The sequence below is a fragment of the Flavobacterium sp. ACN6 genome (genome assembly GCF_002304005.1).
GTDB lineage: Bacteria > Bacteroidota > Bacteroidia > Flavobacteriales > Flavobacteriaceae > Flavobacterium.
Window position 1 is genome coordinate 390,299 of sequence record NZ_MRCQ01000001.1, and the last position, 21,865, is coordinate 412,163.

16 protein-coding genes are annotated in these 21,865 nt (G+C 34.1%); 6 read left to right on the plus strand and 10 right to left on the minus strand.

The window, feature by feature from the left end; all coding sequences use genetic code 11:
* Positions 1-52: 52 nt before the first annotated feature.
* From BSF42_RS01795 to BSF42_RS01830, 8 genes are all read right to left on the minus strand, one after another.
* Positions 53-2,086 carry a M56 family metallopeptidase gene (locus BSF42_RS01795; protein ID WP_095951406.1) on the minus strand — a complete coding sequence of 678 codons (2,034 nt, stop codon included), beginning with the start codon at positions 2,084-2,086 and terminating at the stop codon, positions 53-55.
* Entirely contained in the window at positions 2,083-2,445 is a 363-nt protein-coding gene (locus tag BSF42_RS01800) for a BlaI/MecI/CopY family transcriptional regulator (protein ID WP_095951407.1), read from the minus strand. Before BSF42_RS01800 ends, BSF42_RS01795 begins: the two co-directional genes overlap by 4 nt.
* A gap of 231 nt (positions 2,446-2,676) precedes the next feature.
* A complete protein-coding gene (locus tag BSF42_RS01805) occupies positions 2,677-3,693 on the minus strand; it encodes a cytochrome-c peroxidase (RefSeq protein ID WP_095951408.1) in 1,017 nt (338 codons plus the stop codon).
* Positions 3,694-3,754: 61 nt separating this feature from the next.
* Positions 3,755-4,630: an MbnP family protein gene (locus tag BSF42_RS01810; RefSeq protein ID WP_095951409.1), complete on the minus strand. Its 876-nt coding sequence runs from the start codon at positions 4,628-4,630 to the stop codon at positions 3,755-3,757.
* A gap of 32 nt (positions 4,631-4,662) precedes the next feature.
* The gene (locus tag BSF42_RS01815; protein WP_095951410.1) at positions 4,663-5,049 is read right to left on the minus strand and encodes a hypothetical protein; all 387 of its coding nucleotides are present in this window, start codon (positions 5,047-5,049) and stop codon (positions 4,663-4,665) included.
* A 5-nt stretch (positions 5,050-5,054) separates the two neighbouring features.
* Entirely contained in the window at positions 5,055-7,034 is a 1,980-nt protein-coding gene (locus BSF42_RS01820) for a TonB-dependent siderophore receptor (RefSeq protein WP_095951411.1), read from the minus strand.
* A gap of 4 nt (positions 7,035-7,038) precedes the next feature.
* Positions 7,039-7,962: a hypothetical protein gene (locus tag BSF42_RS01825; protein WP_095951412.1), complete on the minus strand. Its 924-nt coding sequence runs from the start codon at positions 7,960-7,962 to the stop codon at positions 7,039-7,041.
* 325 nt (positions 7,963-8,287) lie between these two features.
* Entirely contained in the window at positions 8,288-8,656 is a 369-nt protein-coding gene (locus tag BSF42_RS01830) for a hypothetical protein (RefSeq protein ID WP_095951413.1), read from the minus strand.
* A gap of 207 nt (positions 8,657-8,863) precedes the next feature.
* On the opposite strand from BSF42_RS01830, the gene BSF42_RS01835 reads away from it, so the two are divergent.
* Positions 8,864-9,055: a hypothetical protein gene (locus tag BSF42_RS01835; protein ID WP_095951414.1), complete on the plus strand. Its 192-nt coding sequence runs from the start codon at positions 8,864-8,866 to the stop codon at positions 9,053-9,055.
* Between the two features lie 21 nt (positions 9,056-9,076).
* On the opposite strand, the gene BSF42_RS01840 is transcribed toward BSF42_RS01835, so the two are convergent.
* Positions 9,077-9,535: a response regulator gene (locus BSF42_RS01840; RefSeq protein ID WP_253250958.1), complete on the minus strand. Its 459-nt coding sequence runs from the start codon at positions 9,533-9,535 to the stop codon at positions 9,077-9,079.
* A 12-nt stretch (positions 9,536-9,547) separates the two neighbouring features.
* Positions 9,548-12,613 carry a PAS domain S-box protein gene (locus BSF42_RS01845; RefSeq protein ID WP_095951416.1) on the minus strand — a complete coding sequence of 1,022 codons (3,066 nt, stop codon included), beginning with the start codon at positions 12,611-12,613 and terminating at the stop codon, positions 9,548-9,550.
* A 457-nt stretch (positions 12,614-13,070) separates the two neighbouring features.
* Here BSF42_RS01845 and BSF42_RS01850 point away from each other — a divergent pair, with 457 nt between their 5' ends.
* The 5 genes from BSF42_RS01850 to BSF42_RS01870 all read left to right on the plus strand — a co-directional run bounded on the left by BSF42_RS01850 (position 13,071) and on the right by BSF42_RS01870 (position 21,844).
* Positions 13,071-13,616 (plus strand): RNA polymerase sigma factor, encoded by a 546-nt coding sequence (locus BSF42_RS01850; RefSeq protein WP_095951417.1) that lies wholly within the window; start codon positions 13,071-13,073, stop codon positions 13,614-13,616.
* 75 nt (positions 13,617-13,691) lie between these two features.
* Complete coding sequence (locus BSF42_RS01855; protein ID WP_141248423.1) at positions 13,692-14,747, plus strand: FecR family protein; 1,056 nt, start codon at positions 13,692-13,694, stop codon at positions 14,745-14,747.
* 177 nt (positions 14,748-14,924) lie between these two features.
* The gene (locus BSF42_RS01860) at positions 14,925-18,482 is read left to right on the plus strand and encodes a SusC/RagA family TonB-linked outer membrane protein (RefSeq protein WP_095951419.1); all 3,558 of its coding nucleotides are present in this window, start codon (positions 14,925-14,927) and stop codon (positions 18,480-18,482) included.
* Between the two features lie 17 nt (positions 18,483-18,499).
* Positions 18,500-19,855: a RagB/SusD family nutrient uptake outer membrane protein gene (locus BSF42_RS01865; RefSeq protein WP_095951420.1), complete on the plus strand. Its 1,356-nt coding sequence runs from the start codon at positions 18,500-18,502 to the stop codon at positions 19,853-19,855.
* 9 nt (positions 19,856-19,864) lie between these two features.
* Positions 19,865-21,844 carry a TlpA disulfide reductase family protein gene (locus BSF42_RS01870; RefSeq protein ID WP_095951421.1) on the plus strand — a complete coding sequence of 660 codons (1,980 nt, stop codon included), beginning with the start codon at positions 19,865-19,867 and terminating at the stop codon, positions 21,842-21,844.
* Positions 21,845-21,865 lie beyond the last annotated feature (21 nt).

Sequence of the window (21,865 nt, forward strand, 5' to 3'; positions counted from 1 at the left end):
ACGGTTTGGGCTTTTGTGTCTTACAACTTGATTGATTTTTTTGTACTAATTTTTAATTATTAGCAAGAGCTTTTAAGGCTATGTATTTCTCCAGGCTTTTAAAGTCATGTCCTTTTGATCGCATCGATTTAATAAAAGATGGCGTAGTTCCTGTAGCTTTTGCTCCCACCACTTCTTCTAAGTCTAAATTATCAAAACCAAGACTTTTGTATTCCTTGATTAATTCTGGAGTTATATTTTGTGATTTTAATGCAATTAAATTTTCAGCTTCAATGTTTTTGTAGCCTGCATTTTGAAAACTTTTTACATATTCTGGCGTTACATTTAGCGATTTCATCGCGATAAGATCGCTGTTTGAAATATTAGTATAACCTATCTTTTTAAAGGAATCAACAAAAGCCTTATCGATATTTAAAGCTTTAAAGGCAATAATATCGTCGTCATCATCATCTTCACTGCTGCTAACTGTGTTTTCTCCATTATTTTCGTTTTTGCTTTCATTTTTAGCCGAGCGGAAATCATTAATATATTTAGCATCAATTCCCTGCGATTTTAATGCAATAATATTACTTGCAGAAACATCTTTATAACCCGAGTTTTTTATTTCTTCAATAAAAGTTTTGTCTATTCCTAATGATTTAAAAGGAACAAGATTATCCAAATCAATATCTGGAATTGCTTTTTTAATAGAGGCAATATAAGCTTCGTTCACATCTAAAGCGGCAAGAGGAATAATTTGATCTTTGTCTAAATCGTTGTATCCGTTTTTCTTAAGCATTTGTACATAAGACACTTTGACATTAATCATAAAGAAAACAAGAAAATCTTCGTCATTTTTCAAATCAACGCCTTCTTTGCTCATTGTTGTTCGGTAGTCTTTGTCTGCTGAAAATTTATAGGTTCCCATGCCGCGGTCTCCTTCAAATTTCCCTGTAAAATGCATTGTTCCAGCTTCACGTTTTAAAGTAAACTCACCCTGCTTATCTCTTGGTAGATTATTAATCTCACTCAATTGAAAAGTACTCGAAGAATTGTCATTTTCATCGCTTTTAAAAGTAATTTCTATGGTACTGCCTTTGATAACAGCAAACCAGTTTCCATCTGTTTTCATTCCGTTTTCAAGAGCTGTATCTTGTTTAGATTCCCCGCCAGAATTTAGAGTTTGACTCTGCGCTGCCGGTTGATTAAAAAGGCAGGCAAAAAGCACCATTAGCGGCACTAGGAAAAAATATTTCCAAGTGGTGTGCACATTTGATTTTTTTGAGTTCATCATGATGATTCGTTTTTTTAATAATGATTGATTATAATTAGTTGTAAGACTCAAAGGAAATTGCGGCGCTGCAACTTTTAGTAAGCTGAATTGATAACTTTCTTTTTCAACTTTATCTTGTCGCAGCATTTGATCATCTGTTAAAAATTCAAGATTGGTCTCCAATGCTTTTCGCCACTGCCACGCAAAAGGATTAAACCACTGAAAAACAAGAACAATCTCTGCCAGCAGAAGGTCAATAGTATGTTTCTGCTCAATATGAATTTTTTCGTGATCTAAAATTTGATTATACGTTTCCCACTCGTATTTTTCGGGATTGATAAAAATATTATTAGCAAAAGAACAAGGGGCTTTATCACCCGTTATTTCTACAATACGAAATTTACCATCTTGAATTACCGATTTAGAATTGGCTCTAAAAAGCAATATAACTGCCTGCATTAAAAAATTCAGACCAAAAATTACAACTCCAAACCAGTATAAATAGACCAGACATTGTAAAAGGAACTCAACATTGATTACTTGTTTTGTTTCTTCAACAATTGTTGGCCGTGCTGGTGTTTTTTCAATTGCTGCAGATGTATTTACAGCGTTGTCATCAACAGTTTTAGTTAGTGTTATGTCTTTTTCAGCAGTAGTTTTTCTCAAAGACAATTGCTGTGGCACAGGAACCAAAGGTAGAATAAAAGCCAATACCATACAGCTCAGCAATATATACCTATTCAAATGAAAGAAAGTTTCTTTTTGCAGCAGCAGTTTATAAAATATAAAGCAGGCTGACAGAATTAGTGCTGTGTATAAAATATAAGGTATCATATCTTTTCTTTTTTAATGATGCTGACTATTTCGTCTAATTCCTTTTCTGAAAGTTTTTGTTCTTTTGCAAAAAAAGCAAGCATTCTAGGATACGAGTTATCAAAATATTGACTTACAATATCCTTCAAAGCAAATTGCTGGTATTCTTCCTTACTGATAATGGGAAAAAAGCAATGCATATTTCCAGCAGTTTCATAATTCAAAAACCCTTTTTCTGCAAGGATCTTTACAATTGTTGCTACACTATTATAATGTGGTTTCGGATCTGGAAGCAATGGAATTATATCTCTTATAAAGGCTTTTTCCAAATCCCAAAACACCTGCATGATTTGTTCTTCTCGTTTCGCTAATTTTATCATGGTTAAATATTTTGATGCAAGATACTACTAATTAATTAGTAGACAAACTAATTTGTTAGTTTTTTAACTAATACATTAGTAAATACCTGAAAACACTGAGAAAAAAATTTTTCTTTTAATTCAAAAAAACAAACACAAATCCTTAATTTTCAACTATATGAATAAAAAAAAGCTAAACCTCATAAGTTTAGCTTTTTCTATTTTTCCTTTTTCAGAAATCCTAACAGTGATTTACTTTTTTACAAATTCTGTATCGCTAAGAGTTTTCATAAATGCAATAAGATTTGTTTTTTCTTGATCTGTAAGTTGAATTCTTTTGTCATTATTTTTAAAAATCGGATCTAAATTTTCTGCATCCAAAACACCATTATCAAAATAATCCAAAACAGATTTTATAGTAGCGAATTGTCCAAAACTCCCATAAGGAGCCGTGTATTCTATGTTTCTTAAAGTAGGAACACGAAAACTCATAAAGTCAGAAGGAATGCCTGTTACCCTGCCGCGTCCAGCTTCATTGGTATCCGTATTTATGGGAAATCCAATATTTCTAAAAGTTTGATCTGTAAACAATTCTGTACCGTGGCAACTTGCGCATTTCTGTTGAAAGGTTTGATATCCCTGCAATTCGCTTTCGGTAAAAGAGGCTTCATTTCGTTTTACTTTATCATATTTGCTATTAGCAGAAATTAAAGTGTATTCAAACTGGGCAATACTTTTAAAAATTCTGTCTGGCGTAATGTCCTCATCTCCAAATGCTTTTTTGAATAAATCTTTGTAAATCGCATCATCTTTGATTTTACCAATAACTTCCAAAATAGACGAATCCATTTCTTCATGCGTTATAATAGGAACCAACGGCTGATTCTCCAATTGGAGCTTACTTCCATCCCAATTGTAAAACTTCATAAAAGCTAAATTTTGAATGGATGGCGTATTACGAAGTCCAATTCTGCCTTCAATTCCGACCGCTTGTGCATGTTGATCTGCAAAAGCATTTTCCTGAATATGACAGCTGGAGCAGGAAATGGTATTATCTGCACTAAATCGCTTTTCAGAAAAAAGCATTTCACCCAATTCTACGCCGTATTTCGTCGGTTTGTTTTGACTTACAAAAGCATTAAGCTCTGGAAATCCAGACGGAATATTCAGTGAAACTTCGGGATTATTAATAGAAATCATATCAGAATCATCGTTGTTACAAGACGTAAACAACAATAAAAGCAATACAAAGCCAGCTATTTTTTTCATTATAAATGAATTTAAAACAGAACCGCCTATTTAAATATCAGACGGTTCTGAAAATATAATTTTAGTTTTGTACGCTTGTAACAGAAAACATTCCTGTAATATCGCTTGATCCGTTCCCACCCAAATTATCCACAAATTTTACCATTTGAGCCGCTGTATGAACGTTTGGCGTCGCATTGTCATTATCGCCAGTTCCTGTAGATAAAGTAATTGTATTCACTTTTCCGCTTAACATTTTATCAAAATCTGCCTTAATTTTGATTTTTGGAGCTGCACTTCCTACCACTGCATTTGTTGTCAAGTTCAACGTAATATCTCTGTAAGCATTAACACCTTGCGTGTAACTTGATGGAGTTCCGTTTTTACCTGCGACAGTGCTTCCAGTATGAATAGACATCGCTTTATTATCAGTATCATAAAAACCTTCTACCTTTGTAAAACGGTAACCGCTTCCCCATTCCCACATCATTGCAGTATCATTTGCTCCAGCTGCAGCATAAAAATTAGGAAATCTTACCTGATCTAAAGTATTTTGCTCTGGTTTAATCCCTAAACCAAATTTAATCTGCTTATAAGTTGCAGCTGGTACATTACTCAAAACATAACTTAACGTTGCCGTTTTTGATTGATCAATTACAGCTGCTCCTTTATCTAAATCATTTACGTTGTACGGAACTTCATCTCCGTTATCTTTTACAAGACGAATGTTGCTGATTACATATTTCAACTCCGAAAAATGATGAACTTGTCCTGCTGCAGAAGTATTTACTGTAGCAGAAGTAGACGCCGCATTGCCCAAAACAATAGTTGTATTTTTAAAAGTATTATCAAATTCCAATGTTACATTGTTTGCAACAGGATTGTCATCATTACTTGAACAGGATACGAAAGCTATTGCAGCAGCAGCTGATAAAAGGTATTTTTTAAAATTTTTCATTTCTTTAATTTAATTTTTGTATTTCTATTTTATTAATTGAGCGAGGTAACCAATAATAAAATAGGCGGCGGTACAAAAATCTCGAGGCAAGGTTCTAATAGTTCCAGTTCCCTATAAGTTAATACTTTATTAGAATTTATAAATTTTACAACAGGAATTGTAAAATCAAAACTTGAAAGCAATGCGATGTCAATTTTTTTGCCAATGCTGGTAAGTTCCAAATCGGAAGGATCAGATTTTTCTAATTCTTTCTTTAAATGGCATTTACCATGACACTGCATTTCTGGCTTTGCCTTGTTGACACAAAATTCCTGTTCAATATTTTTCTGATTGAGTTTAAAGTGTACAATAATCAATCCCTGCTGGAAAGAAACCAGCAGAAACAGCATTGTCATTGTGAAACTAAAAACTTTTTTCATTTTTATTAGAAGTTGAATTTTAAAGACGTGAAAATATTACGTCCCATTCTTGGAATATTTCCCCAGTCGGCATAAGTGCTGTAATATTCGTTTAATAAATTCTCTGCTCCAACTTGCACAACGGTTTTTACTTTATTGATTTTGAAACTATAATTGGCAGAAATATTCCAAATTGTATAGGCTGAAGTTAAATCTTCTCCATATTCTGGACTGTAATTAATCTGCTCAAAATCACCATTTACAGAAGTCTGGATTCCGAAATTTTTATGCATAAAATGAAGCGAAGTCTGATAACTCAACGGACGAATAAAAGGCAGATTTCCTCCTTTATCATCCATTCCGCGTGCGTATGTAAGCGTTCCTTTCCAATGTAAATGCGGTAAAATATCATAACTCGCATTCAATGACATATTTAAAAGTGTTGCATAATCTAATGAAGTATACCCTTTTACACCAACAGATTGATAGTTCATCGGACTTCCCATACTCAAAATCCTTCCAATGATATAATTCTCAATGTAGAAGTAATTTATTTTTCCCTGAATACTTAATCTCTCGTTTTTAAAACCTGCGCTTGCATTTCCTTCATACGAAATTTCATTTTTCAAATTCGGATTTCCGATATAATCGTAACGGTCAAAACTATTGTAGATATAATATCCGTAACCTTCAGAAACCGAAGGCGCTCTGTGTCCGTAACCCGTTCCAACAGAAAAATTAAAATGATCAATATCCAGATTATAACCTGCGTGAAGACTCGGTAAAAATCTTGTTTTTTCCTGCGGTGCGCCGGGATGAAATATCCAGTTGAATTCTACATATTTGGAGTAATTATAATTTACCCCCAAAGAACCTCCTAAATTCACCTGACTTTTCTCTGAAAGATCCCAGGAATTATTCATAGATAATCCTGCATAACGAGTCGTAACCCACGGCCAGCTGTAAGCAAACATGGTTCTATTACTTCGATCCTGCGGATACATTCTCATTTCTGCAATGGACAAATTATCGTAAGCATTCAACTGTATTTCAGACGAATAATTATTTCTCTTTGCATTTGCTTTAGAAACCAATCCGTAAGTTGTACTCCAGCCCGGCATATCCATATGAACTAGGTTTTCTGGACGAGTGGTATCATCCATATAATGCTCAATTGCATTAAAATATATTTTTGTATCGACAACTTTTATTAATCCTTCTTCAAATAATTGTTTATAAGAAGCCGATGTAATCAGCGCGCGCGAAAGCGATAAATCCATCGGTAAGGCAGGATAGCCGACATCTTTTGCCATATCAAAAATCGCATCCAGTCTTACCGCCGATAAATCACTTGTTTTATAGGCGAAACCCAATGAAGTGTTGAACTTTTTATATTGTGAATGTCTTACTTCGTCATTATTTCCATCATAATAATCGTCTGCTTTTCTATAGGAAATACTTCCGTCGGCTACAAATTTTTCGCCTGAATAAGAGACATTTCCAAGATTAAAAAACTGCTTATTATTAAACTCAAATCCAGTTTGGTAGGCGCCGTTCCATTTTTTAGCGAGACCAAACGGCGTGCTTTTTCTTTTTAAATCGATACTTCCTGCTACAGTTGCGCCGTGAAGACTTCCTTCCTGCCCCGATTTTATATCAATTGTCGAAAGATTATTACTTTCTACATAAGACGTTATCGGATCCATTTTATCGGTACAGGCACCAAAAACATGCATTCCGTCAATCGTAACCGTAGAGCGTTCACTGCTCATATTATTTAGCAGTGGTTCCCAAGCGTACGCGCCTCGTTTGATAAAACTGATATTATCTGATGATGACAAAAATTCATCAACCGAAACGGCCATTTTCATTTCGGTTTCTATTTTCTTTTTAGCCGCGCTTTTTACTTGTACTTCTTCTAAATTTTTAATGCTGTCGTGATGTGCATGAGTGTTTTGAGCTGTTACAGACAATCCCAAAAAAAGTAACATTATTATATATTTCATGTTTTTAGAATAATGTATCAATATAAAGTTCACTTTTTACACCTTCAACTCCGGGCGTAAAATCTGTTGGAACTACGGTTCCTTTGATAATCAGTCCATTTTGATTCATCATAATTAAATTCAATGTCCAGTTTCCTGTCATCGTATAATTGACAACTCCGTGGTACAAACCATCATTTTGCTGTGTCAGGTCCTGATTGTTTGGCGAAGAATGATTTCCCATTGACGGTTCGGGCATTCTTGGATCTAATTTTAAAGTGTAACCGCTTACTTCTGAATAAGAAAATTGAGAAGGATCTGGAAAAGTTCCCGCTGCAGTGGTCGGTTTGTTGTATTTATAAATTCCTGCCGTCAATTTATTTTCTGAAACGGTTGGTTTTTGAGGGGCAATTAATGCAATACTATACTGTTCGTTATCTTTCCCTGTAAAAGTGGTCATATTGAGATTTTTATTGCTCTGCTTTGCCACAGCCACTTCTCTATTAATCTCATATTTCTGATTATCAGCGGTAAAACTTAGATATAATTTCCAGCTGTCTGCTGTAATACTTTCACTGGTGAATACAGAATATCCAACGAAATATTTATTTACGGTATCGTATTCCAGATTGTATTCGTGCGGACAAGAAGTTTTGCTTCCGTCAGCAGCACTCATAATGGGTAAAAAAGTAACTGCTGATGAACTTACATTTTGATTGTTTTGTGTATTGCTGATTTTGAGATGAAGTTCATTATAACCTTTATAAAAAGTACCGTTTAGCGCTTCAATGCTTATTTTGTAAGTACCGCTGGTAAATGAAACAGCTTCTTTAAACTCGTTATATTCTGGAACTTCAGAGCCAATTTCGGCTTCGTAATCTGTTTTGTCTATTGTACAGGAAGAAATCACACAAAAGAGTGCAATGACTAGAAATTTAAAAGATTTCATTTGTAATGAATGTTAGAAAAACTGTTTAAAATGCAGCACAATGCCATCAGATTCTGAAATCTAAAACAAGCAAAAATGCCGTGAAAATTTTAATAGGATTGTTTCATTAAAAATACATTCAAAGTATATTTTTAATTAGGAGGACTGATCAATATTTGAAGTAAAAAAGAAATGTAAATCAAACAGCGTTCTTAATTAGAACTCAAGTTTTGCGGTAAATTCATATCGCTATTAATATGAAAGTATATTACATTGTTTTGCATCATTGTATAACAACGACGTCAAATTTTTAACTAAATTAAACTGAAATAGTGATCTTTAAAAATTAGACTGGAGGATGAAAAGTAAGATTAGAAGCTCCAATTGGTTTCTTTTCGAATAAAGTAGTGGTATTATCTTGTGATTCAATTGAAGGAATGATATTAAAATCAACTTCAATGGAATTTTGAACATAAACAAGCTCAGATTTTTCTTTTAAGCTGTCCTGCATTTTTCTTTCGTTATCAGAATATTTTTTGATGCTTTTTTGAAGTTCGCATCGTCCGTTACAGCTGTTAAATGCCAATTTACGCTGTACGCAAATGGTTTGGGCTATTTCTTTTTGATTGATTTTGAATGATGCATATACAAACAGACTGCCAAATGATGGCGATAAAATTAAAATAGAAAGTGCTATGATGATTAACCTTTTCAACTGTTTGTTGCTTTTTGAGCAAAAGTACGTACAATTTTGTATTTATTTTAACTAAAAGTGCTTTTTTATTTTTAGAAAAAACTAATTGCCAGCTTCCTGTTTAAGATGTTAAAATGAAAATTTGACAACTATTTTGAGTTATTATATAACAAATTGATTCCGAGTCTATTTACTTTTGACATTACTTAACTTGATACCCTCACAGCCATGGAAACTACAAAAATGAATACTAGAAAAGAAGAGAAATCTCCTTGCAGCACAATTTTATTCGTTGGAGAAAATGACGAATTAATATTCTTAAGATCGTACAAAGGAGATTGGGGACATTGGGACGATAAAATTGAAACTCCGCCTGTTCCTGATTCAGATCCAAATGAAAATACACATCAAATTATGTAGTCACATTTCTTGATGTGTATTTTATAAATTACTTTCTTCACAACTGAAAAGATGTCGAAAACCTTCGGTATGAAGACTTGCGATTACTTCTTTTAGTCCCTTTTGAATATTAGTGGTAATAGATCTAAGAGCATGCTTTAAATCATTAAAATTATTTGGTTTAACAAAATAACAAATAGCTCCCAAACTGGTTGCTGTGTCCAAATCATTTTTGTGTGATGACGTTGAAATCATTATCACCGGTATATTTTTATAGCGATCGTCTGATTTTAAAAATTTCAGACAGTCCCAGCCATTCATAATGGGCATATTTAGATCCAGAAAAATAATATCTGGAAGTTCTTTTAACTCGTTAAGCATTTTTATGGCTTCACTTCCATTTATGGCACAATGGCACATTATGCTTTCATCTACATCAGCTAATGCTTCGCAAAACATTTCTGTGTCGTCCATATCATCATCGGCTAGCAATATTGTCATTTTTTCCATAATTTAAATATCATTTTCGATCTGCTCTATCGGCAGTGTTATCACAAATACAGCTCCTTTGTCGCGAGCTCCAGAAGCAGTAATAGTACCGCCGTGACGCTCTGCAATTTTTTTACAAAGTGACAATCCTAATCCTGTTCCTTCATAACGATCTTTAGAATTCAAACGTGTAAACGTTTCAAAAATCTGTGCGGCCTGATCGTTATCAAAACCTATTCCGTTATCCTCTAAAGTTATTACAGCTGTGTTTTTTCCCTTTTGAATGATTTTTTCTGCTGTAATTTTTATTTGAGGATGTACACCATTCTTTGCAAATTTAATAGAATTATTGATCAGATTATAAAATAACTGATAAAGCAACACAGATGCTCCTTCTAACACGGGAAGATTTTGGCTGTAAATTTTTCCGCCAGTTTTCTGTAAAGATACTTCCAGATCAATTTCTATATTTTTTATAATTTCATTTAAATCTACTAAAGTCGTTTTTTGCGAGTCTGCGTTGATTTTAGAATAAGACAAAACCCCGTCAATCATATTAAACATACGGTCAGATGCAACATGAATTCTATCAATATATCTCGAAGTAGATTCGTCTAACTTTCCGTTTAAATGCTCTTCAAGGCGGCCTACAAATGTTTTTATTTTTCTAACCGGCTCTTTTAAATCGTGAGATGCAACATGCGCAAATTGCTGTAAGTCATCGTTAGAACGCTGTAATTCTTTGGTTCTCTCTACAACCAGACTTTCTAATTTTTCTGTAATAGTCTTTTGTTCGTGAATATCTGTGCAGGTGCCAAACCATTTTGTAATAACACCTTTTTTATCTTTTATCGGCAGTGCTTTACTTAAAAACCAGCGGTATTCGCCCGTAGCTCCATTCTTCAAACGGAATTCCAACTGATACGAAATACCAGTGTTAACACTTTCGTACCACTCCTTTTGAACAAAATCAGCATCGTCTGGATGCATTTTTGGCACCCAGCTTGAATCACCATATCCATTTTCATCAAATCCAGTATATTCGTACCAGCGTCTGTTATAATAATCTACAAACCCATCTGGATTACCTGTCCAAATAATTTGAGGAACCAGATCTGCGAGTTGTCTAAATTTCTCCTCACTATCTTTAATAATTTGCTGCAGTTGTTTTTGCGAAGTAATATCACTCGCTGCACCAAACCATTCCATTATATTGTTTTGCTCATCTAAGATAGGAACCAATCTAGAAAATGTCCAGCCAACGCTGCCATCTTTGTGAGTCGTTTTATGTTCTAGTTGAAAAATAGTTTTATCTGCAATAGATTTAGCAATCAAACTAGTTACTTTTTCGCGATCACTATGATGAAAAAATCTTTCTAACCATTTGGAAACAGGTTCTTCAGAATCTGAAACTGAGCCTACTCCATGCATGCTTCGCATCATATTCCAATTGGCATCTACGCGGTAAACCACATCTGACGAGGCATTAACCAAAGCTCGAAAACGGTTCTCACTTTCTTGCATTTTTTGTCGGGCCACCACCTGCTGGGTCACATCGACCGCCACTTGAATCATTCCTGTTATTTTTCCTTCTTCTATCAAAGGACGATATGCCAGGTTATAAAAATAGTTTTCTAACTGACCTGTACGATTATGCGGAACAAGAACTTCACTTTGGTTAAAGGCAATTCCTTTATAATAAACATTCTGCACCTGCTCCCAAACATATTGTCCTTCTAATTCTGGAAGAACGTCAATTAATGGCATACCAACAATTTCTTCTCCTCTGCCAATAAGCTGCAGCATTTGCTTATTAATCTGTTCTATGACAAGATTATCTCCTTTTAAAATTAATGTCGCCGCTGGAGTCTGGTCAATCACAGATTTCAACCTGCTTTCGCTGTCTTCCAGTCTTTTTCTAGCCAGTACTCGATCTGTAACGTCAACTGCGACATGTAAAACTGTCAATTTTTCTTCTGTATCCTTTATACAATCGTAGGAGAAATTAAAATAACGACGCTCTATATTACCATTTATTACTAAATCGACAGGCTGTTCTTCTCCTCGAAATGGAATTCCGGTTCTTTGCACATCAATTACAATTTGCAGTGCTGTCTGTCCTTTTAGTTCTGGTAAAGCATCAAGCATTGTTTTTCCTAAAACTTCATCTGTACTGCTTTTATTCATGAATTTAAGCATCGGCTTATTGATGGTTTCAATAATAACCTCCTCACCTCTTGAAAGCAGCATGGCGATTGGCGACTGCTCAATCATACTGCGAAAACGAGTTTCGCTTTGCTGCAGTTTTTCTTCTGCCAGTTTTATCTCTGTAATATCGCGGGTTGTTCCAGCAATGGCTTCAACTTCTCCTTTTTCATTAAAAACGGGGGCAAAAATGTAGTCATAAACACGTTTTCCTAATTCTGCATGCGGAAAAGATACTGTTCCTCGAATTGATTTTCTTTCGGCCGCTACATAATCAATTTCTCTTTCGTGCATTAATGCATGCCATTCTTCATAGCCATTCTCGCGTAAACCAAGCCCAATAGAATCCTCAGCCGACTTGCCCCACATAGTAAGTAAGGCTTTATTAGCGTACGTAAATTTATAATTTAGGTCAAATACATAGACCAAATCTGGTGTATTGTTTATAACAGAATCGTAAAGTCGTTTTTGCTTTTCTGCAACAATAAGTGCGTTTTTTAATGCTGTTTCTGCCTGCTTTTTTTCTGTGATGTTTTTTGTTGAAATAATGAGGAGATCACCCTGCTTTACAGCGGTAAATCGAAACCAATGTTTAAATCCGATACCTTCATACCATTGCTCAAAATTGGAAGTTTCTCCTGTTTCTGCAGTTCTAACTAACTCTTCAAAAACATTAGTTTCATTGACATTCGGGAATATATCACTATACCGTCTGCCTTCATAGTTCACATTATCGACCCATTTAAGCATATAATTATTGAGAAGCAGAATCGAAAAATCTTCTACTTTTCCTTTATCATTGTATAAAGACTTTATAACTACAATACCATTGGGTACAGAGTTAAAAACGGCTTGAAAGAGATCTGAATTATTTATTAACTCCATTGTAATGCGTAACGCCTAGACTTTTGGTTTGTAACTTTTTTAATTGTCAATTTTATCTGTATTGGTGTTAATTGGTTATTTGCATTATTTGGCTGGGAATACAAGGAGTAACTAGGACAATTAACTAATAATTTTTGGTGTTATTGCTGCTGCGAAGGTTCCTTAATCAAATATAATAAAAACCCTTCTTTTATGCTACAATTTTAGTAAATAAATAGTTTTCGAAAATTCCCCTTATTTAGTGTACTATTGTTTAAGGTTTAGAAATCATTTCTTTACCATTAATTCACAAAGAACTTCTGATGACACAGGTTTATCTTAAAATTAAATTTTAACAAAATTATCGCTATTTTTTCGGCAAAAAACTTCAAAATCATGCGAAATATTCGAAATATTATCTTATCAACTGATAAAAGTTATAGATTTGTTCCAAAACTCAAGCAATTTTATTCCTTAAATGGAGAATACCACATCAGATATTTTTTTATGGCAGCAGATTAAAAAAGGTGATATTACCGCCTTTGAAAAGCTATATGATATCTATGCTGATGTTTTACTTACTTTTGCTTTACAATATACTAACGAATCTTCGATTGCTAAAGATGCCATTCATGATGTCTTCTTAGATATTTATAAATACCGAAGCGGACTTGCCGAAAGTGTAAACGTTAAATCGTATTTATTTAAAATTACACAAAGAAATGTTCTAAAAAAACACAAAGCTTCTCAGAAAACTTTTTCCATAAACTCTGATTACGATGAAGTTATACTTAAAGAACTTTCTTTTGAGGATACTTTAATTGAAGAAGAAAATACTACAGCGCTAAACTCAAAACTGGCTTTTGCGATGGAAGAACTTACCGAAAAACAGCGTAGAGCTTTATTCTTAAGATTTAACGAAGACAAGCCTTATGAAGAAATTGCTTCTGTTTTAGGCATCTCCATTGAATCCTCCAGGACATTGATTTACAGATGTTTGAAAGAACTCAGAAAAAAACTTTAAAAAAAGGTTATTTTTTTTGTCTATGTTTTCAAAGAGTTGTTCTCTTATAAATATAGACCCCATAAAAACATCGCCTTGAAAATTAATTTCAACAAAATATCAAATGATGAAAAAGAATCCTTAAAGGGTAAAATTCATCTTGGCCTAATAGAATTACAGCAAAAAGAATCTAGAAAAAGGAGAAATAAAAGATTTCTTGCCTTTTCTGCTGTTGCTAGTATTGCACTACTGGTCACTTTACTTATAAACCAAACTCCAAAAAGCGAACCTCAAACCGATTTGGAACGTTTTGCCGCCGAAACTAAAACAACCGATTCTAATATAGATTTAGAGAATATTTCTCTTGTGTTACAAAATCAACAGACTATTGCGGTACAAGACAGTTCAATTATTAGTTATGGAAAAAATGGTGACAAAGTTACTGTTGGAAAACAAGCTATCAACACAAATTCAAACAGCGCTTCTGCATTTAATACAGTTAGAGTTCCTTACGGTAAAAGAACACAGATCGTTTTGACTGACGGAACAACAGTTTGGCTGAACTCTGGTTCTTCATTAATTTATCCTACTCAATTTGAAGGATCTATCCGTGAGGTTTATTTAACTGGTGAAGCTGCTTTTGATGTCGCTCATGATAAAACAAAACCCTTTTTTGTAAAAACAAAAGATTGCAATGTCCGCGTACTTGGAACGGTGTTTAATGTAAGTTCTTATCCAGAAGATGAAACTGTTCAAACGGCTTTATTACAAGGAAAAGTTAGAATTACGTACACCAAAAAAGCATTCTTAAACAATCAGGAACTTCAGGAAGACTTAACGCCTGGAATGATTGCTACTATTAGTAAAGATAAGAAACAGCTTAAAGTAGAACGAAAAGATGTTGCATCAATATTGTCTTGGCGTGAAGGTTATTTTACTTTCAAAAGCCAGTCTTTGAATACTATTTTAAATAAACTTTCAAAATATTATAAAATCGATTTTATTAAAGGGGCAGATTTAAATTTAGAGGCAGATTATTCAGGATCTTTTGCTTTAAATGAAAACCTTAATTCATTGGCTGCTGCTTTGTCAAGCATTACCAATAACAACTGTACTGTTAACGCCAACCAAAGAACTATTACAATTAAATAAATAAAAAAATCAATTCTAAAAACCACCAAAGCCTATGAAATAAGACCAAAATAAACATATCAACCTTATTTGTAAAAACTAACCAAAAAAAAACCAAAAGATGTTGGAAGCATCTTTTGGCAGTGTAAAACTGAAAGTCAACGCTAATTGACTATCTCTTTAAATCAAAACAAAATTATGAATAAAAAACATAATTCAGAAAAGTATTTTTCTGGACGAAACCACTATTACCTATATCTGCTGCTTATGAGATCTGTTACTGCATTTATTTGGATAAGTATGTGTAGTTTATATGCGAACCCTTCTTTAGGACAAAATAAAATACATGTTCGTTTCAAGAACACGCCGTTAATTGATGTTTTTTCTATTTTAGAGAAACAGACCAATTATGTTTTCTTCTACAATGATGATGTGCTTAAATCTGCCAATACTATTACATTGGACAAAGACGCGACTTTAGAAGAAATCTTAAACAATGCCTTAAAAAACAATAATTTAACTTATGATATTATTGACAAACAGGTTGTTGTAAAAAGAAACAAGAAAAAACCAGAGCAATTAGATTATGAACTAACAGGAACAGTAACCGATAAAAAAGGTGCTCCGCTGGTTGGTGTAAATGTTACTTTAAAAGGAAAACAACTTTGGGACATAACCAGAACTAAAGGTGATTTCAGAATTTATGTTTCACCAAATGATACTATTGTTTTTAGTTCGCTGGGATATAAAACTTTGACTGTACCTGTTAATAATAAAAGAACTATTAGTGCAACACTTATCGCAGATGTTTTAGAACTTCACAGCGTTGAAATTCAAGCCTCTAATGGTTATACTGCTCTTCCAAAAGAAAGAGTAACCGGTTCTTTTGAAGTAATAGGCGCCAAAGAACTTGCTGAAGTTCCAACCGTAGATATTGCCTCAAGACTGGAAGGAAAAATGGCTGGTGTAAATGTGGATCCAAGAAGTGGAAACATCACTATTAGAGGAACAAATAGTTATAGCGGTAGTCCGCCGCTTATAGTTATTGACGGTTTTCCACAATCTGACAATGATTTTAAATTCAGCCGAAGAGGTGTACCAGGCTCTTCAATTTTAAGTTATCTAAATCCAGATGATGTAGAAAGTATTACCGTTTTAAAAGATGCTGCCGCGGCTTCTATCTGGGGTTCACGTGCTGCAAATGGAGTAATTGTTGTAACTACTAAAAAAGGTAAAAAAGATGATCCTACAATAAATTTCAGCACCGCAACTACAATTGGTGAGAAAATAGATTTAGGAAAACTGCGCGTCATGAATACGGCTCAGTATATAGACTATGAAAAAGATTTGGTTGCCGGCGGATTTGCAGCGGATGACTTTAATAACTGGCAGGCAAAAAATCCAAGTGCTGCACAGCAAATCATGTTTAGACAACAAAGAGGAGAAATTTCCCTTAACGAAAGAGACCAATTATTAAACCAATTGTCGCAAAATGATAATCTGGGTCAAATAAACAGATATTTATTAAAAAATTCTGCCACTACCCAGTATGATTTGTCTGTAAGCGGAGGAAGCGATAAAAGCACGTACTACTTGTCTTTAGGTTATAATAAAGATCAGGCAGCTATGATTGGTAATGAATCTAAGTCTTACAATGTAACACTAAACAATTCCTTTCAGCTGAAAAGTTTCCTGAAATTAAATACTGGTGTTAACTACGTTTCATCAAGTTATCAAACCAATACTGTGGCAAACGAGGCTTTGTCAAATGTTTCAACAACGGCTTTACGTCCTTATGACATGATTGCTGACGAAAATGGAAACGGCATCGATCGCTATATTATTTTCAGACCCGAAATAGCGAAAGGATTTGAAGATAAAGGATATCTGCCTTGGACTTACAATTATCTGGATGAAATAAACTACTCTAACGTAGTTACAAAAGGCGCCAACATAAGGCTGAATGCAAGTTTAACGGCAACAGTTAACGATTGGTTAAATTTTGAAGCATCTGGAATGTATACTAAAATTTCAAATAAAACCAGATCATTGAGTGAGCTGGACAGCTATTACAGCAGAAACGCAATCAATGAAGCAACTTCTGTTAACACAGCTGGAAAATTAGTTTATGGTATTCCAGTTGGAGCATATTTATATAACTCAAATGCTGAAAATGATTCGCAGAGTATGCGTTTTCAGATGAATATTAATAAAAATTTCAACGAGAATAACGGCCTGCACTTTTTAGCTGGTTCAGAAGTAAGAGAAGAACGAAGAGAAGGATCAGGCCAAAGATTTTATGGTTATGATACTGACACCAACTCAGGTTCATCTGTAAACCCTACAGTATATTATACTACAATTTATGGATGGCAGACTTACATAGGAACTTCTGATAACAGTATCAGCAAATTCAGAGACCGTTATTTGTCTTATTATAGTTTAGGTTCTTATGATTTCATGAATAAATACCACATTTCAGGAAGTGTACGTTTTGATGATTACAACTTATTAGGTGCTTCAAGAAAAAACAGAGCGCTGCCATTATGGTCTGTAGGGACAAAATGGGATATTAACAAGGAATTTTTCTTAAGAGATGTAAGCTGGCTGGATAACTTATCTACAAGGGTAACCTATGGTAAAGCAGGAAGTGCTCCTGGTGGAGGTTTTGGAAGTAATAGTGCTATTATTGGCGTTGGATCAATTGATTACAATACTCAATTGCCAACATCATATATTTCATTACCAGAAAATGCTGAGATTAAATGGGAAACAACAACAACATTGAACTTTGGTTTAGATTATGGAATTTTTAATAACCGCCTGCGCGGAAGTGTGGATCTTTACTACAAAAAATCGAATGATATTTTAACCAATGTTCCTTACAATCCAACCTATGGATGGAGTTATTTAAATTATAATACAGCTACACTTGACGGACATGGAGTTGACGTAAATATTGGCGGAATTATAATAAACAAAGCTTTTAAATGGATTAGTAATTTCAACTTTGCTTACAATACAAATGAGGTTTCAGATTCTCGTTTTAAAGCCACCACTACTAATCAGTATATTAATTCGGGACAAATAGAAGGCAAACCCTTAACCTCTTTATATGCTTACAAATGGGCAGGACTTGATGCTACAGGACAGTCTACTATTTTTAAAAATGACGGAACTACTATAACACCATCTCAAGGTATTTCTGCAGTTGCTCCAGAGGATTTAAAATATATGGGAACTACTGTTGCTCCCTATTTTGGAGGTTTTATGAATAATTTATCTTATAACAATTTTACATTAGGAGCTCAGATAACTTATTTCATGGGGCACGTATTTAGAAACTCTGTATTGCAAAATTATCCTACTTATTCAGGCGTTCAATACGGTGCTGTGGCTAAAGACGAATTGGTTGCAGATCGTTGGAGACAAGCTGGTGACGAAGCATTTACAAATGTTCCTGGATTGACTAACATTAGTTACAACAGTTTGAACCGTTATCAAATGGCCGACATCAATGTGCTTCCTGCCGATAACATTCGATTACAGCAAATTTCATTCGGCTACAACGTTCCTTCAAAATTTTTAGACAAAACTTTTATAAAGTCTTTGAGTTTCAATTTTGCAGCAAGAAATTTAGGATTATTGTGGGTTAAAAATGATCAGAATATTGATCCTCAGTACTTATCAAACAATAACTATAATACACTTGCACCACAGCGTAATTATACTTTACAGTTTAATTGTAGTTTTTAATTTAAAAAATAGATTTTATGAAATTTCTAAAATTCACACTAAATATTTTCCTGCCTGTACTTTTATTTAACTCTTGTAGAGATTATGTCGAAGTAGAACCAGTAGGAAACAACAGAATCTTAAAATATACTTCTGATTACAGAGGTTTGGCTAACAATTACGAAAGCATGACTGTAGCAGGAGGAATTTATCTGCTTGCAAATGCAGATGTAGAATTTCCAACAACGTACCAAAATGGGGTTTCAACCATTTGGGGAAACAGTTACACTTGGCAGGACAAAATCTATGATCCGTCTCAAGGAGATTCTGATTGGAATGGTTTATATAAAGCCATTTATTACAGTAATGTAATTATAAATGGTGTAATGAGCAGCGAAAAAGGAACAGATGCAGAAAAAAAAGAAATTTATGCTGAAGCCTTTGTTCACAGAGCATTTGCCTATTTACAATTGGTAAATACCTATGGACCGCAATTTGACCCAAAATCTGCCAATTCAGAAAAAGCAGTTCCAATATTGCTGACAGCAGAACTATTTTCTTCTTTAGAAAGAAGTACAGTTGGTCAAGTTTACGATCAAATCATCTCTGATTTAAAAAGCGCATTAGCAAATGATATTCAGGATACACCAGAGTTCAATGTTCTTCCTTCCAAAAGAGCGGTTTATGCATTACTTGCCAGAACGTATTTGTACATGGGATCGTATCAGTTAAGTCTGGACAATGCACAAAAAGCTTTAGAAATGCAAAATGGTTTAATCGATCTAAAAACATTTGCTTCTGGTTTCAGCTATCCCGTTTTGATTCAGAATCCAGAAGTTATATTTTCTAAAACTTTACTGCTTACTTATAATGGCGCGCCATTGTCTACAGAGCTGTTAAGCAGTTTCAGCGCTGATGATTTACGTTATAACTATTACACTGCGCCAGGAACTAACTTCTACCCTGCTCACACAGGAAGAGGTTTTGGAATCTATACGTACAGTTACACTAACGGAATAAATGTTGGAGTTTCAGTTCCTGAAATGTATTTAATTGCTGCAGAATGTTCTGCCAGATTAGGACAAGCTCAAAATGCTGTAGACTATCTCAATATTTTAAGAGCAAAAAGATACAAAGACGGAACAGCCTATCAACTCAGCGCTGCGACAAATTCCGAAGCTTTAAATTTAGCCTTAACAGAAAGACAAAAAGAATTGATAGGAAGAGGATTCCGCTGGTTTGATCAAAAAAGATTAAATCTTGATCCTGCTTATCAAAAGACCTATACCAGAGTTTTTAAAGGCCAGACTTATACCCTTGCACCAAACAGCGATGGATATGTTTTCCCAATCAATCAAAATTATATCGACTTAAACCCAGAACTGGGGAAATAAAACACTGCAATGTTAAAAAAAATATTAAATATCAAATTATTGGTATTGGTGTTCTGCGCCTTTACCCTACAGATCTCTGCTCAGGAAGTTAAAACCAGATTACAAGGAATGGCAGACGTTCCCACTCCGGGAATGGCTTTAAGTATGACTTACGATGCAAAAGGCGGGCCTTTGGAAAACATCAAAGAAATTAATGGTTATGCCTATGTTTTTAACGATTACAGATGGGAAATCGAAGACCTTAAAATGAAGAAAAACGGTGTTGTCTGGAATGTAAGTTACACTGTTCCTAAAAACTGCGCTTTTATGGCTTTCAAATTTTATGGAAACACAGATAACGGAATTGTAACAGATACTGGACAGGATACCGGATATCTTTTAGTGGTTTTTAAAGAACCAAAAGTAAAAATGCCTGGAGCAGATTTAGCTTGGGCAACCTTTAGAAACAAAGATTTTAATTCTCAGTTTGGTGGTTATTTTAAAGATTTTACCATCGATGGAGATGCTACAGAATATTGGTTAAAAAAAGAAGTAGCTTCTAATGGCAATAGGTTTCCTGAATTTTTTGACACGTATTTTAAAGTGCTAAAAGTGCAAAAACCAGAAAAATTTCAAGAATTAGGAAGTCGTTTTTTAGGCGATTTTACAAAAAAAATGAACGGATTACCAGAAGAAGTTTATCTTAAAGCGCATAATATTTATTTATTTGAACTAAAAGACAAAGCAAAAGCAGATTCTCTTGAAACTGTTATTCAAAAGCAATTTCCAAAAGGGGCTTTTTTAAGATTCAGAGCCTATCAAAAAATTATGCCGATTTCAGATGTGGCAGAGAGAAACAAAGTAATTAATCAGTTTTTAGCTGATTTTCCATACAATGCTGATGTGCCTGATTCTCAAAAATATTTCTATGATAATATCGTAAAAATGCAGTTTGGATATTATTTTGAGACCAAAGATTACAAAAGCATTTTGGCTTTGATTCCAACTATGAATTTTGCGAATTTGAATGATGCTTATCACCAAAATATCTCTAAAGCATTGTATTTAAAAACAGTTGATGCTGCCGTTATCGAAACAATGGCTGTACCAATGATTAAACTAATGCAGGAAAAAGTAAACGACTTGTCATACATGCAGGGAATTTACTGGTCACCAAATCAAGCAAATCAAAATGCTAAGGATAGGCTTAACGATCAATTAGTGATTCAGATTCGTATGTACGATATGCTGAAAAAATACAAAGAAATTGTAGAAACTTTTGAATTGCTTCCATTTACAAAACGTTATGAAAAAGCAAGTGTAAACGATATTCATGTAAAAGCCTTAGAAGCATTAAACAAACCAACTATTGATGTTTTAAAAATTGCGGCAAGAGCCAACACTTTATCTGAAGCATCAACAGCTAAATTGAAAGAAGCGTACTTAAAAGAAGGAAAAAAAGAAGCTGATTTTCCTGCTTATCTGGAGCAATTAAAAAAAGAAAACAAGCCTGACGAAAAGATCGCTTTGATGAACCCAGTTCCTGCGCCGGCAATTAAAGTACAGGCAGCAGACGGAAAAGTAAAACAACTGGCTTTGGACAGCGGTAAAATTATAGTAATTGATTTTTGGGCAACTTGGTGCGGCCCTTGCAAAAAAGCATTTCCAGCAATGCAGCAATTGGTAAACAACTTCAAAGGCGATAAAGACGTTGAAATTTATTTCATTAGCACTCAAGAAACCAAAGAAGGGTACAAAAAAGAAGCATTGGCTTACTTAAAAGAAAAAGGTTTAAAACTGGATACTTATTTTGATTTAATGAAAAAAGGCGGGGGAACGAATAACGAATCGTTTTCTAAATACGCAGCAATCTTTAAGTCAAGCGGCATTCCTAGAAAAGTAGTCATCAAAAACGGACAGATTTGTTTTACATCTGAAGGATATTCTGGAAACCCAGGACAACTTGTTGATGAACTTACAGAGGTTATTAATGTTTTAAAGAAAGAATAAGTTCTTTTTCAAAATCAAAAA

What these genes read in the sequence shown, in the direction of transcription:
- BSF42_RS01795 (WP_095951406.1), bottom strand. Translation starts at nt 2,086, where the DNA reads ATGATACCTTATATTTTATACACAGCACTAATTCTGTCAGCCTGCTTT.
- BSF42_RS01800 (WP_095951407.1), bottom strand. Translation starts at nt 2,445, where the DNA reads ATGATAAAATTAGCGAAACGAGAAGAACAAATCATGCAGGTGTTTTGG.
- BSF42_RS01805 (WP_095951408.1), bottom strand. Translation starts at nt 3,693, where the DNA reads ATGAAAAAAATAGCTGGCTTTGTATTGCTTTTATTGTTGTTTACGTCT.
- BSF42_RS01810 (WP_095951409.1), bottom strand. Translation starts at nt 4,630, where the DNA reads ATGAAAAATTTTAAAAAATACCTTTTATCAGCTGCTGCTGCAATAGCT.
- BSF42_RS01815 (WP_095951410.1), bottom strand. Translation starts at nt 5,049, where the DNA reads ATGAAAAAAGTTTTTAGTTTCACAATGACAATGCTGTTTCTGCTGGTT.
- BSF42_RS01820 (WP_095951411.1), bottom strand. Translation starts at nt 7,034, where the DNA reads ATGAAATATATAATAATGTTACTTTTTTTGGGATTGTCTGTAACAGCT.
- BSF42_RS01825 (WP_095951412.1), bottom strand. Translation starts at nt 7,962, where the DNA reads ATGAAATCTTTTAAATTTCTAGTCATTGCACTCTTTTGTGTGATTTCT.
- BSF42_RS01835 (WP_095951414.1), top strand. Translation starts at nt 8,864, where the DNA reads ATGGAAACTACAAAAATGAATACTAGAAAAGAAGAGAAATCTCCTTGC.
- BSF42_RS01840 (WP_253250958.1), bottom strand. Translation starts at nt 9,535, where the DNA reads ATGACAATATTGCTAGCCGATGATGATATGGACGACACAGAAATGTTT.
- BSF42_RS01845 (WP_095951416.1), bottom strand. Translation starts at nt 12,613, where the DNA reads ATGGAGTTAATAAATAATTCAGATCTCTTTCAAGCCGTTTTTAACTCT.
- BSF42_RS01850 (WP_095951417.1), top strand. Translation starts at nt 13,071, where the DNA reads ATGGAGAATACCACATCAGATATTTTTTTATGGCAGCAGATTAAAAAA.
- BSF42_RS01860 (WP_095951419.1), top strand. Translation starts at nt 14,925, where the DNA reads ATGAATAAAAAACATAATTCAGAAAAGTATTTTTCTGGACGAAACCAC.
- BSF42_RS01865 (WP_095951420.1), top strand. Translation starts at nt 18,500, where the DNA reads ATGAAATTTCTAAAATTCACACTAAATATTTTCCTGCCTGTACTTTTA.
- BSF42_RS01870 (WP_095951421.1), top strand. Translation starts at nt 19,865, where the DNA reads ATGTTAAAAAAAATATTAAATATCAAATTATTGGTATTGGTGTTCTGC.